Origin of the sequence: Lutimaribacter pacificus (assembly GCF_900142185.1) — a bacterium.
Lineage (GTDB): Bacteria > Pseudomonadota > Alphaproteobacteria > Rhodobacterales > Rhodobacteraceae > Lutimaribacter > Lutimaribacter pacificus.
On the sequence record NZ_FQZZ01000001.1, the window covers coordinates 188,679 to 202,075 of the forward strand.

7 protein-coding genes are annotated in these 13,397 nt (G+C 68.9%); all 7 read left to right on the forward strand.

The annotated features are described in order from the left end of the window. Positions 1 to 81 precede the first annotated feature (81 nt). The 7 genes from F3H87_RS00925 (at position 82) to F3H87_RS00955 (ending at position 13,366) form a co-directional block, all read left to right on the forward strand. Positions 82 to 2,739, forward strand: coding sequence for a DUF4214 domain-containing protein (locus tag F3H87_RS00925; protein ID WP_149786899.1), 2,658 nt, complete (start codon positions 82 to 84; stop codon positions 2,737 to 2,739). 115 nt (positions 2,740 to 2,854) lie between these two features. Continuing rightward, a complete protein-coding gene (locus F3H87_RS00930) occupies positions 2,855 to 3,565 on the forward strand; it encodes a sulfotransferase family protein (RefSeq protein WP_149786898.1) in 711 nt (236 codons plus the stop codon). Between the two features lie 19 nt (positions 3,566 to 3,584). Continuing rightward, positions 3,585 to 7,376 carry a glycosyltransferase gene (locus F3H87_RS00935; protein WP_149786897.1) on the forward strand — a complete coding sequence of 1,264 codons (3,792 nt, stop codon included), beginning with the start codon at positions 3,585 to 3,587 and terminating at the stop codon, positions 7,374 to 7,376. Next, positions 7,376 to 8,395 carry a serine/threonine-protein kinase gene (locus F3H87_RS00940; protein WP_149786896.1) on the forward strand — a complete coding sequence of 340 codons (1,020 nt, stop codon included), beginning with the start codon at positions 7,376 to 7,378 and terminating at the stop codon, positions 8,393 to 8,395. Before F3H87_RS00935 ends, F3H87_RS00940 begins: the two co-directional genes overlap by 1 nt. Positions 8,396 to 8,401: 6 nt before the next feature. Then, positions 8,402 to 9,415 (forward strand): GDP-mannose 4,6-dehydratase, encoded by a 1,014-nt coding sequence (gmd, locus tag F3H87_RS00945; RefSeq protein WP_149786895.1) that lies wholly within the window; start codon positions 8,402 to 8,404, stop codon positions 9,413 to 9,415. Then, on the forward strand, positions 9,399 to 11,780 hold the full coding sequence (locus F3H87_RS00950) for a glycosyltransferase (RefSeq protein WP_149786894.1): 2,382 nt from the start codon (positions 9,399 to 9,401) through the stop codon (positions 11,778 to 11,780). The genes gmd and F3H87_RS00950 overlap by 17 nt, the downstream gene beginning before the upstream one ends. Before the next feature lie 173 nt (positions 11,781 to 11,953). Further along, a complete protein-coding gene (locus tag F3H87_RS00955) occupies positions 11,954 to 13,366 on the forward strand; it encodes a mannose-1-phosphate guanylyltransferase/mannose-6-phosphate isomerase (protein ID WP_149786893.1) in 1,413 nt (470 codons plus the stop codon). Positions 13,367 to 13,397: the final 31 nt, after the last annotated feature.

The following is a 13,397-nucleotide window of genomic DNA, read 5'->3' on the forward strand; positions in this document are numbered from 1 at the left end:
AATCCGACACGGTTTGCCCGGCCCATCGTCGCGCCCGTCGCCCATCCTGCCCCCGGTGAGTGAGAGAAACGGGGGTCAGGGGTGGCCTATTTCAGGACGATCGGCACATGGCGCGCGGGGGCAGAGCGGTTCCTGTCGGGGATCGACGACCTGTATTTGCGGCAGTCCGGCGGATCGGTGCAGCTTTACCAGCTGTCCGGCACCGGTGTGCAGGTCTGGGACGTGGCCGATGCGCCGCGCACGGTGTTCCAGCGCGACCGGCTGGACGATCCGGTGCCGGGCCTGCGCCCGGAGCTGGGCAGCGGGCGTTACATGGGTCAGGATGTGCTGTGGCTTTACGGGCAGAACGGGCCGGGCGTGCAGGCCTTCGGGTTCGACGGGGCGGGGGCGCTGAGCCTGCTGGGTTCCTTCGTGTTCGGGACCGGGCGGATAACGGCGCTGGCGGAAACCGACGGCGCGGCGGGCCGTGTCTATGTCACCGCCGCGATGGACCGGCCCGAACTGACGCTGTGGCACGCGGATGCGCAGGACCGGCCGGTCGAGGTGGCGCGGCAGGCGGTCGGGGATACGGTTGCCGCGCTGGCCACGGTGACGCAGGGCGGCGCGGATTATCTGCTGGCGCTGTCGCCCGATACGGCCACGCTGGCCAGCTACCGGATCGCGGGCGACCGGCTGGAGGCGGTGGCAATGGTGGACCCCGCGCAGGGATTGCCGGTGGCGGTGCCGCACCTGCTGGAGGTGGTCGAACTGGCGGGGCGCGATTACGTGCTGCTCGGCGCGCATGGCACCAGCTCGATCTCGGTGCTGGAGATGCGCGATGGCGTGCCGGTGCTGCGCGACCAGGTCGGGGACGATATGAAGACGCGGTTCCAGAACATCACGGTTCTGGACACCGTTGCCGTGTCGGAGCGGGTCTTCGTGCTGGCGGGCGGGGCGGATGACGGGCTGTCGCTGCTGGAACTGCTGCCGGGCGGGCGGTTGCTGCACCACGCCACGGTCGCGGACGGGCCGGCCACCAGCCTTGCCAACGTGCCGGCGCTGGCGGTGGGCGTGGTGGACGGGCGGATCATGGTCTTTGCCAGCGGGCAGGAGGCTGACGGCGTGACCGTCCTTGCCATCGAAACCGGCGAGTTGGCCCCGCCGCGGCTGGCAGGCCCGGCGGGCGACATGCTGTCGGGCGACGGGCGCAACGACCTGCTGGCGGGCGGCGCGGGGGGCGACCTGCTGCACGGGCAGGGCGGCGACGATATCCTGATGGACGGGGCGGGATCGGATACGATGTGGGGCGGCGCGGGCGCGGATGTGTTCGTGTTCGTCAGGGACGGGCAGCGCGACGTGGTGATGGATTTCGACCCCGCGCGGGACCGGCTGGACCTGTCGACGCTGGGCCTGATCCATGGCCGCGAGTCGGTGGATATCGCGCAGGCGGGGGCCGGGCTGCTGATCACCGCCGCCGGCGAAGAGATCGAGCTGCGCGGAGCGGGGATGCTGCGGCCCGAGATGCTGACCTCGGCGCATCTGGTCGATCTGTGGCATATCGTCGGCCCGCCGCCCGACCCCCAGGGCTCGGTTTCCGATGACGGGCCCGGCGGCACGCTGCCGATGGCGGGCCCGGCGGGCGAGGTGCTGACTGGCCTTGGCGGGGCCGACACGCTGCGCGGGGCGGGGGGCGACGACGTGCTGCTGGGCGATCCGGGCGATGCGTGGTTCGACGTGAATGCCGGGCGGGTGGTGCGGCTTTACCAGGCGGTGCTGGATCGCGCGCCGGATCAGGCCGGGCTGCTGGGCTGGGTGGCTGCCTTGCAGGATGGCGCGCGCCTGCCGGATGTGGCGCGCGGCTTTGTCGCCTCGCCCGAGTTCCGGGCGGCCTATGGCGGGCTGGACGATGCGGGGTTCGTCACGCTGCTCTATCAGAACGTGCTGGGCCGCGATCCCGGCGCGGCCGAGGTCGCCTATTGGGCGGGGCAATTGCAAAGCGGCGCGCGCGACCGGGCGGTGGTGGTGGCGGATTTCGCCGAAAGCCCCGAGTTCCACCACAACACCTTTCTGGATACCCTTGGCCATGGCAGCACCGCCCGCGCGATGGAATGGAGCGACGATGTGTTCCGGCTCTACCAGGCGGTGCTGGACCGCGCGCCGAACCTGGGCGGCCTGTCCTACTGGGCGGGCGAGCTGGCCTCGGGCGTGGCGCTGGGCGAGGTGATCGGGGGCTTCATGGCCTCGCCCGAGTTTCGCGGGAAATACGGCGCGCTGGGGGACGAGGCGTTCGTGACGCAGCTTTACCTCAACGTGCTGGGCCGCACGCCGGCCACGCAGGAGGTGGGATACTGGGCGGGGCAACTGGAAAGCGGCGCGCGCGACCGCGCCGAGGTGGTCGCGGGGTTCGCCCAGAGCCCCGAGTTCCGCGCCGCCACCGCCGGGCCGCTGACCGGGTGGATGCGCAGCGCTGCCGCCGACGACCGGCTGGAACCGGGCGCGGGGCGCAACCTGCTGTTCGGCGGCATGTTCTCGGACGAGTTCGTGTTCGACATCGACGCCCAGGGCCACCACACCATCGCCGGGTTCGAGGCGTGGGACGTGCTGCGTTTCGGCGATTTCGGCTATGACGGGGCAGAGGACGCGCTGGCGCGGATGAGCCAGCAGGGCAACGACGTGCTGTTCTCGGACCGGGGGGTGGAGGTGCTGCTGACCGATACGCTGCTGTCGGATATCGGCGCGGACGGGGTGTTCGTGTGGTGACGTCTGGCGCGAGTGACTTTCGTGAAAAGCAAGTTAAGGTTGTGTGCGCTCGCCCGATGCGGTAGCAGGGGGCATCCGGCGACGCGCGCCGCAACTGGCAAGAAGGCACGAAGGTTTGAAACGGGCGATCATTCTTTTCGAAGGCCGCTGCGGCAGCAGCCACCTGAGCACGCTGCTGGACCGCTCGCCCGTCGGCACCTTCCTGGGCGAGGTTCTGTCGGATCTCAGCCACCAGGGCTGGGGCGCGCAAAAGGATTTCCTGGACGGGTTCTTTTCCGCCGAAAGCCATCCCGGCGCGGCGCAATATGTCGGGCTGAAGACCAAGCTGCGCGCCGTGGACGAGGCGCATCAGGACGAATTTGCCCGCTACCTCGTGGACAACGAAATCGCGGTGATCCGCCTGCACCGGCGCGACCTTCTGAAACAGACGGTATCGTCGCTGCGCGCGGATGAGCTGGTGCGGCAGAAGGGGCTTTACAACATCGCGCAGGCGGACGGGTTCGACCTTGGGCCCATCGTGATCGGGCCCGGCGCGATGTCCGAGCGGGCCGAATTCATCGTCCGCGAAGAGTTGCGGATCGACGCGTTCCTGCTGCGGCACGGCGATATCCAGCCGCGCATGGTGCTGAGCTACGAGGAATTGCTGGCCGACCGCAACGGCGTTCTGGCGCGGGTCTATGACTTTCTCGGGGTCGATCATTTCTTTCCCGGGCAGGATTTTTTTCGGAAGATGACCAGCGACCGGCTGGCCGACAGCGTCGGGAATTACGACCAGGTCGCCGCCTGGGCCGAGGGGTGCAAATTCCTGTGCCCGCCGCCGGGCTGACGGGGGCGGGACCGGTCTGATGCGTGTCTTCCAGTTCCATTCCGGCAGCCATCCCCGCGATGCGGTGACCAACTCCATGCTCCTGATCGCGCGGGAATTCGGGCGGCTGGGCCTTGGCGGCGCGATCATGGCCGAGCATGTCCACCCCGAGCTTGAGGGCCGGCTGGAGCCGTTCGATGCCGCCCGGATGACGCCGGACGATCTGCTGCTGGTGCATCATTCCATGCGGAACGGCATACTGGAGGACGTGCTGGCCGCGCCCTGCCGCAAGCTGCTGGTCTATCACAACATCACAAAGCCCGCGTTTTTCGCGCCGGACGATCCGATGCGTGCGGCCGCGATCGAGGGTTACCGCCAGCTTTGGGCGCTCAGGGACGCGGTTGCGGGGGCGGTGTGCGTTTCCGCCTTCAACGCCCGCGCGCTGGTCGAGCGGGGGTTCGGGAACGTCGAAACCATCTGCCTGCTGAGCGATTTCGAGGCGCTGCCAAGCCGCGCCAGCCTGGGCCGGCCCTGGCACCATGACGACGACGTGTTCCACATCCTGTTCGTCGGGCGCATCTGCCCCAACAAGGGCCAGCACCACCTGATCCGCGCCTTGCCGGAGTTGCAGCAGGCGCTGGGCCGCGAGGTGCGGCTGACGCTGTGCGGCCATGCCGAGCATGGCGGCGCCTACCTTGCGCGGCTCAGGCACCTGATGGCGCGGCTGGGTGTGGAGCGGAACGTGGTATTCGCCGGATCGGTGCCCGACGAGATGCTTTACGGCTATTACCGCGAGGCCGACGCCTATGTCAGCTACAGCCAGCACGAAGGGTTCGGCGTGCCGCTGATCGAGGCGATGGCCTTTGGCACGCCGGTCTTTGCCTATGGCTGCACCGCGATCCCCGAAACGCTGGGCGGGGCGGGGCATGTGCTGCACAGCCACGATCCGGCCGAGCTGGCACAGGCGATGCTGCGGGTCTTTGCCACCCGCCCGGCGCGGCGGGCCTTTGTCCGGGCGCAGCGCGCGCGCGTGCGGGCGCTGTCGATCCGGCAGGGCTTTCTCCGGCTGTGCGATTTCATGGAGGGCACGTTTGGCGTCACCCTGCCCGCGCGGGATGCGCGCAGCGACGCGGCCGGGCCGGCCCCCGCGCGGCAACTGGTCTGCGAGGGGCCGATGGATGGCAGCTATTCGCTGTCGCAGGTCAACCGGGCGCTGGCCATGGCGATGCGGGACAGCGGGGCGATGTCGGTCACGGCGATCCCGCGCGAGGGGACGGATGCCTATCGCTTCGACGCCACGGAACTGGACCGCCGGCCGGAGCTGGCGGCGATCCTTCACGGCGGTATCGACCTGTCGCGCCCCGGCGTGGGGCTGCGCAACATGTACCCGCCGCGCGTGCGCGGGCATGTCGCCGACCTGCGCCTGCATTACCTTTACTGGGAGGAAAGCCGCCTGCCCGCGCCGCTGGTGCGCCAGATCAACACCCAGCTTGACGGGATCGTGGCGCCGACGCGCTATTGCGAAAAGGTCTGCCGGGACAGCGGCGTGATGGTGCCCATCCGCACCGTGGGCAGCGGCATGGTCCGCCGGATGACAGCGCAGCCCCCGGCGGCGGGTGACGGGCCGTTCGTGTTCCTGCATGTCTCCTCGGGGCTGAAGCGCAAGGGGGTGGAGGAGCTGCTGCACGCCTATGCCCGCGCCTTTACCGCAGGCGATGACGTGCTGCTGCTGATCAAGACCCACGACAACCCCTCGAACGTGATCCCCGGCCTTGTGGCAGACCTGATCGCGCAATCCCCCAACGCGCCGCGGGTTCTGGTCGATACCGCCACGCTGGACGACGCGGCGATGGACGGGCTTTTCCGGCTGGCCGATGCGGTGGTGCTGCCGACGCGGGGCGAGGGGTTCAACCTGCCCGCGGCCGAGGCGCTGGCGGCGGGCAGGCCGCTGCTGGTGACCGATACCGGCGCGCATCGCGATTTCTGCGATGCCGAGAACGCGATCCTGCTGAGATCGCGGTTCGCGTATTCGGACAGTCACCTTGCGGAAAAGGGATCTTACTGGGCGGTCGTGGATATCGACGACCTGGCGGGCAAGATGCGTGCGCTGCGCGACGGGCGGCTGCGCCCGGCGGCCCGGCTGGATTACGGGGCGGAGGACTGGAAAGTGGTTGCCGAAAACATCGCGTCATTCGTGGACGAGCTGGAAACCGAAAAGCCGGTGAAGGACAGGATCAGGCTGGCCTCGGTCTCGACCTACAACACCCGCTGCGGTATCGCGGCCTATGCCGAGGGGCTGTTGCGGGAATTTCCCGACACGCTCTACGAGATCGAGCACTGGGCCACGCGGGAAGAGGCGCAGGCCGGGCATCTTGAAACCGACCGGGTCCGGCGGCTGTGGGTGCCGCTGGCGGGTGATTTCCGCGCCCTGTGCGAACGTGCCGTGGACGAGGGGTTCGACGCGGTTCTGGTGCAGTTCAATTTCGGGTTCTTCGAACTGGACGACCTGTTCGCCGGGCTGGCGCATCTGCGCGCGCATGGCGTGCTGGCCTATGTCGAGTTTCACAAGACCGCCGACGCGGCCATCGGCGACCGGCCGGTTTCGCTGGCCGGTCACGGGGCGGAACTGGCCGCCATCGACCGTATCTTTGTGCACGGGGTCGGGGACGTGAATTACCTGCGCGATCTGGGCGTGCACGACAATGTCACGCTGATCCCGCTGTATATCCCCCGGATGCCGCGCCTGTCGCGCGATGCGCTGCGCAGCGTGCTGGGGCTGCCGCAGAATGCCCCGGTGGTGGCGACGAACGGGTTCTTGCTGCCCAACAAGGGGGTGCCGGAACTGATCGGCGCCTTTGCCGGGCTGATCAACGATTTTCCCGACGCGCATCTGGTTCTGGCGACCGCACTGTTCCCGGCGCCCGAGTCCGCGGCGCTGAGCGATACCTGCGCCGATCTGATCGCGCTTTACGGGCTGGAGGGGCGGGTCAGCCTGTTCACCGAATTCCTGGGCCACGAGCAAATACATATGCTGCTGAGCGCGGCCGACCTGATCGTCTATCCCTACGGGTTTTCGCGCGAATCCGCCAGCGCCTCGGTCCGGCAGGGGCTGGCGGCGGGGCGGCCGGTGCTGGGCACCGACACGCCGATCTTTGCCAGCGTGGGCGACGCCATCGACCGGGCGGGCGACAACCGCCCCGAAACGCTGCTGCCCCACATGCGCGACATCCTGCGCGATCCCGAACGGCAACAGGCGATGCGGGCGCGGGCCGAAGGGGTTGCCGCCGGGCAGGGTGCCGACGATATCGCGCGGATCGTCATGGCCAACATCCAGCAGGACATCATGGCGCGCGACGGGGTCGAGATCCCGGTGATCGCGCCCGCGCGCGCCGCGCCGCCCGCCGCGCTGTCGGACCGCGCCAGCGGGCCGATCCTCAGGGCGCTGCTGGGCCGCGATCCCTCGCCGGAGCAGAACCGGGCGTTCCACGCGATCTATCGTGACAGCGGCTCGCTGGTGGCCGCCATCGACGACCTTCTGGGCCATGACGAGTATTTCGACGACCTGATGCGCGATCCGCAGCGGCTGGAAAGCCTGCGCCTTCCGGTGCTGGACCTCGATGCGCTGCACGGTCTCGGGGACGAGGCGTTCGTGACCCAATGCTATCGCCGCATCCTGTGCCGCGATCCCGATGCCGACGGGTTCGACGCCTTCCTTGCGCGGCTGCGCGACGATCCGGGCGGCAGGCAATGGGTGATCGACGCGATGACGGGGTCGGACGAGTACCGCGCCGCCGTCGTGCCGCGCCGGATCGTCGGGGGCAGGGGCGGATGATGGCCGGAACCGGATGCCCGGTCCCCGACCTGGCGGTGCACCACGCCAAGCTGGAATGGCTGGTCGAAAGCTGGCGCGACACCGGATCGTTCGAACGCTTCGCCCATATCCGCAACCTGCTGTCCTGCTTTCCCGAATTGCAGCCCGCGTTCGAGGACATGCTGGCGGCGCACGGCTTCGCGCGGGAGGCGGAGGCGCTGTTGCAACCGCTGCTGCGCGATGCGCTTGCCCCCGGCGAGGCGGCGATGGCTGCGTTCGAGGCCCGGCCGCTGTCGGTGGTCGCCACGCGGGAGCTGGCCGAAGATCTGGCAGCGGGCCTTGCCGCGCCCGGCGAAACCGTCCCGGTTGGCGATACGCTTTACCTTGCCGCCTCGGCCCGGCTGCTGCGCCGCCGGTTGTCCGGTGGGTCGCGCCAACCCCGCCCGCCGGTGCGGGCCGACGCGCTGCGCGCCCTGCGGGCGGGGATCGCCGCGCGCCCCGAGGCCACGCCGCCCGCCCCGGCGGATATCGCCACGCTGGACGGCCTGAGGGCGCGAAAGGACGCGGTGTCGGGGGTGGCGATGCTCAGATCCGCCTATGCGGCGTTCGACCCGCAGGACCGATGCTTTGCCGCCACGCTGCACGAGCGGGACAAGGCGTTCGTGCACGGGCCTTACCTGCAGCTTGGCGCGGGCCGCTACCTGCTGGAGCTTGAGTTGCGGGCGGCGCGTCCGGTGACGCTGGACCTCAGCGCGCGGGCCTTTCATGCCGGAGGCAGCCGGGTGCTGAGCGCGCGCAGCCACGATACCGGGCCGGGCGTGGCGGTGCTGCGGATGGGGGTCGACTGGCCCGGCGCGCTGGTGGCCGGCCACCTTTTCGAACTCCAGCTCAGGGTGGCGCATCCGGCGATGGCTGCGCTGGCGGTGACGGGTTTTCGCCTGCGCGCTGACAGGCAAGGAAGGAGCGATGTGTTGCCGGAGCCGGTCATGCCCAATAAGAATGGCTGCGAAGTCATTTCCGGGACACTCTCCAAAAGGTAGAAATTCATGAAAAAAGCATTCATCACCGGCATCTCGGGGCAGGACGGCGCTTATCTGGCCAAACTGCTGCTGGACAAGGGATACGAGGTGCATGGCGGCGTGCGCCGGATCTCGCAGCCGGAAACCGAGCGGCTGGAACGGCTGGGTATTGCGGATGACGTGCATATCCATGAGTTCGACCTGACCGAGATGAACAACATCTTCCGGGTGATCCGCGATATCGAGATGGACGAGTTCTATAACCTCGCCGCGCAAAGCTTTGTCGGCGCGTCGTGGGAATTGCCGATCTACACGGCGGATGTGGACGGGATGGCGGTCGTGCGCATCCTCGACACGCTGCGCACGCTCCGGCCCGAAACGCGGTTCTACCAGGCCTCGACCTCCGAGATGTTCGGGCTGGTGCAGGAGGTGCCGCAGCGCGAAACCACGCGGCTTTACCCGCGCTCGCCCTATGGCGTGGCCAAGGTCTATGGCCATTACATCACGATGAATTACCGCGAAAGCTTCGGGATGCACGCCAGTTCGGGCATCCTGTTCAACCACGAAAGCCCGCTGCGCGGAAAGGAGTTCGTGACCCGCAAGATCACGCTGGGGCTGGCGCGGATCGCGCATGGCGGCGAGGCGCCGATCGAGCTGGGCAACATGGATGCGCGGCGCGACTGGGGCTTTGCCGGGGATTATGTCGAGGGCATGTGGCGGATGCTGCAGCAGGACAAGGCCGACGATTACGTGCTGGCCACCGGCGTCACCACCACGATCCGCGATTTCTTTACCTATGCCGCCGAGGCGCTGGGCATGGACCTGGACTGGCAGGGCGAGGGCGAGGGCGAAACCGCGACCGACCGCAAGACCGGCAGGCAGGTGATGCGGGTGAACCCGAAATTCTATCGCCCGGCCGAGGTCGAGCTGCTGATCGGCGATGCCGCCAAGGCCCGCGAAACGCTGGGCTGGGAGGCAAAGGTCGATGTGCGGCAACTGGCCGGGATGATGGCCAGATCGGATTATGACGATCTGGCCTAGGCTGCAGGGGCGCCTGAGCACGGCGCTGGGCCGGGCCCGTGGCGGGCTGGGCCATATCGACGGGCGAAGCGGTGGCCAGCTTCTGGGCTGGGCCGCGCGCAGCGGGGCGGGCGGTGGCGCGCTGCGCGTGGGCATGTTCGGCGGCCGCCGTTTCCTGGCCGGGACGGTGGCGAATATCTTTCGCGGCGACCTGGCAGAGGCCGGGATCGGCGATGGCCATCACGGATTTGCCTTTGCTTTGACGCCCGAGCTTTTGTCGGCGGCAGCGCGGGCGGGCGGTATGGTGACGCTGCGCGCGCTCGATCCGCCGGGGCACGAGATCGGCAGCCTGCCGCTGGCCGCGCCCGCCGGTGCCCCGCCGCCGCGCGGCCAGGTTCCGGCGGCGTTGCAGGACCGGCTGTTCGGCGCGATGGCGGCGCTGTCCTTTCGCCGGGAATTGCCCATGCCCGACGGGGCGGCGCCCGCGCTGGAACCGCACGCCTTGCTGTTCGAACCGCGCGATCCGGCGCGCGGCGGCTTTGCCTATGGCGCCTATTTGCGGGATCGCTTCGGGCTGCCCGACGGGGACGGGCGCGATTTCCTGCGCTGGTATTTGCGCCACTATGCCGGGCTGCGCAACGGTCTGCGCGTGCCGATACCGGCGCGGATGATCGCGGAGCTGAACGCGCCCGCTGGCCCCGGCGGGCTGAGCCTTGCGACATGTCTGTTGCAGGACAGCCCGGCCGAGGTGGAGGAGGATTTCGAGGCGATCTATCGCTGGGCCGCGCGGCAGGTGCGGGCGATCCATTGCGCGGATTGCCTTGTGCCCGATCGCTATGCGGACGGTCTGGCCGGGGTGCCCGCCGAATGGCAGGGGCGCGACTGGGCGCCGTCGCGTTACATGCTGCGGCTGCGGGCGGATGAGCCGGCGCTGGCGGCGCTTGATCTGAGCACGCATACCGGGCGGCGGTGGCTGGCGCTGTCGATGCTGGCGCTGGCGGTCGCCGATCCGTGCACGCTGCGTTACCTGCCGGCGGGGCTGATCGAGCGGGCGCTGGATGAAAGGGCGGGGGAAAGCCCGTTCTCGGCCTTTGTCCGGGCGCAGTCGGTGCCGGGCGCGCCGGTGCTGACGCGGGCCGACTACGCGGCGGCCCTGCGGTTGTCGGGCTACGATCTGGACCGGGGGCGCTTTGCCAGCCTGACGGCGGCGGGCGACCGGCTGGAGGCGGCGGCGCTGCCGCCCGCGCCGGGGCCGGTTGAGACCGATGTGCAGATCATCGGGCCGTTCGGCAAATCCTCGGGGCTGGGGCAGGCGGCGCGGCTGTCGGCGCTGATGCTGGACAAGACCGGGTTGCGGATCAACAGGGTGGACTTCGACCTCGACAACCCCGCGCCGGACCAGGGCGCGGCGGGCACGGGCCCCTGCCGGCGGGCGCGGGTGAACCTGATCCACCTGAACGCGGAATCGGTGCCGCTGGCCTTTGCCTACCTGCCGGACGTGTTTTCGGGCGCGTATAATATCGGGTATTTCTTCTGGGAACTCGACAGCCCGGCCGATTGCCACCGCCTTGGCATGGGCCTGCTGGACGAGATCTGGGTGTCCGGCGATTATGGCGTGGAGATCTATCGCCCAGCGACGGGCAGGCCGGTCACGAATGTGGGCATGTGCGTGGCAGAGATGCCGGAGGTGGATCGCGCGCAGGCGCGCGCCGGCCTGCGCGCCCGGTTCGGGTTCGCGCGGGACAGTTTCGTCTTTTTCCTGAGCTTCGACAGTTTTTCCTTTGTCCGGCGCAAGAACCCGGCCGGGGCGGTGCGGGCGTTCCGCGATGCCTTTCCGAACGATCCCGGCGTGCGGCTGGTCATCAAGACGCAGAACCGGCGCAGGATTTCCGACCCTGCGCATCGTGCGGAATGGGACGGGATCGAGGCCGCGATGCGGGCCGATCCGCGCATTGCCGTGCTGGACGAAACGATGGATCACGCGGCGCTTTGGCACCTTATGGCGGGGTGCGACGCCTACCTGTCGCTGCACCGCTCCGAGGGCTGGGGGTTCGGCATGATCGAGGCGATGGCGCTGCGCGTGCCGGTGGTCTGCACCGCCTATTCCGGCAACATGGCGTTCTGCAACGACGACACCGCCTTCCTGGTCGGGGCGTCGCCGGTCGAGGCGGCACCGGGCGACTATATCTTTGTCCGCCCCGGCCAGTGCTGGGGCGAGCCGGACCATGCGCAGGCGGTGGCGCAACTGCGCGCGGTGCGGGGTGATGCGGCGCTGCGGGACGCGCGCGCCGGGGCGGCGTGGTGCAACGTGCAGGATCGCTTTGCCGCCGATGCGGTGGCCGGGCGCTATGCCGCGCGGCTGCGGCGGATACTGGAGGGGCGGTGATGCGCATAGGGCGCAATCCATGCCCGGCGCAGGGGCGGGGCGCTGACAAGCCGGTGGGTTGGGCTGTATGCTCGGCGCGAAACGTCTTTGCCCGCATCCGCGGCGCGCCGGCTGCGCCAGGGATCGGAAAACATGATGAGATTTGAAATCTTTACGCAGGAAAGACAACGCGCATGATCACTCCCGTCCTTTTGTGCGGCGGCTCGGGAACCCGCCTGTGGCCCTTGTCGCGGAAAAGCTATCCCAAGCAATTCGCCGATATCATCGGGCACGAAAGCCTGTTCCAGGCCTCGGCGCGGCGGTTTCGCGGGGCCGAGTTCGGCGATCCGCTGGTGGTGACGAATGACAGTTTCCGCTTCATCGTGACCGAGCAGCTTGACGAATGCGGCATCGCGCCGGCGGGCATCCTGATCGAACCCGAGGGGCGCAATACCGCGCCCGCCGCCGTGGCGGCGGCGCTGCACCTGGTGCGCCGCGACCCCGAGGCGATGCTGGTGCTGGTGCCCTCGGATCACGCGGTGGCCGATCCCGACCTGTTCCGCGAGGCGGTGCTGCGCGGGGCGGTGGCCGCGCAGGAGGGGCAGATCGTCACCTTCGGTATCGTGCCGGAGCGCGCCGAAACCGGCTATGGCTGGCTGGAAAGCGGGGCCGAGACCCATCCCGGCGTGCACCGGCTGGAGCGGTTCATCGAAAAGCCGCAGCAGGCGCGCGCCGACGAGCTGTTCGCCGACAAGCGATACCTGTGGAACGCGGGCGTTTTCCTGGCGCGGGCGCAAACCCTGATCGACGCCTTCCGCGACCATGCGCCCGATATCCTGGACGCCGTGCAGCCGACGCTGGACGACGCGGTGGCCGACCTGGGCTTTACCCGCATCGACCCCGAGGGCTGGGCCCGCGTGCGCGACGAGTCGATCGACTATGCCGTGATGGAAAAGGCCGGCAATGTCAGCGCGGTGCGGTTCGACGGCAAGTGGTCGGACCTGGGTAGCTGGGAATCGGTCTGGCGCGAAAGCACGCAGGACGAGACCGGCAACGCGCTGTCCGAGAACACCACCGCCTTTCATTGCGAGAACACGCTGCTGCGGTCGGAAAGCGACGAGGTCGAACTGGTCGGCATCGGGCTGAAGAACGTGGTGGCCGTGGCGATGCGCGACGCGGTGATGGTGGCCGATATCTCGGAGGCGCAGAACGTCAAGATGGCGGTCAGCACGCTGAAGGCGCGGGGCGCCAAGCAGGCGGTGCAATTGCCCGTGGATCACCGCCCCTGGGGCTGGTTCGAGACGCTGGTGCTGGCCGACCGGTTCCAGGTCAAGCGCATCCATGTGCATCCCGGCGCCGCGTTGAGCCTGCAAAGCCACATGCACCGCTCGGAACACTGGATCGTGGTGCAGGGCACCGCGCGGGTGACGGTGGATGACGATGTCAGGCTGCTGAGCGAGAACGAGTCGGTCTATATCCCGCTGGGCGCGGTGCACCGGATGGAAAACCCCGGCAAGGTGCCGATGGTGCTGATCGAGGTGCAGACCGGTGCCTATCTGGGCGAGGACGATATCCTGCGCTACGAGGATGTCTATGCCCGCAAGTAGGCGATGCGCCCGTTTTGCGGGCCCGAACTTG

Excerpts from the sequence above, each read along its gene's own strand:
- F3H87_RS00935 (WP_149786897.1), top strand. The coding sequence starts at position 3,585 with ATGCGTGTCTTCCAGTTCCATTCCGGCAGCCATCCCCGCGATGCGGTG.
- F3H87_RS00940 (WP_149786896.1), top strand. The coding sequence starts at position 7,376 with ATGGCCGGAACCGGATGCCCGGTCCCCGACCTGGCGGTGCACCACGCC.
- gmd (WP_149786895.1), top strand. The coding sequence starts at position 8,402 with ATGAAAAAAGCATTCATCACCGGCATCTCGGGGCAGGACGGCGCTTAT.
- F3H87_RS00950 (WP_149786894.1), top strand. The coding sequence starts at position 9,399 with ATGACGATCTGGCCTAGGCTGCAGGGGCGCCTGAGCACGGCGCTGGGC.
- F3H87_RS00955 (WP_149786893.1), top strand. The coding sequence starts at position 11,954 with ATGATCACTCCCGTCCTTTTGTGCGGCGGCTCGGGAACCCGCCTGTGG.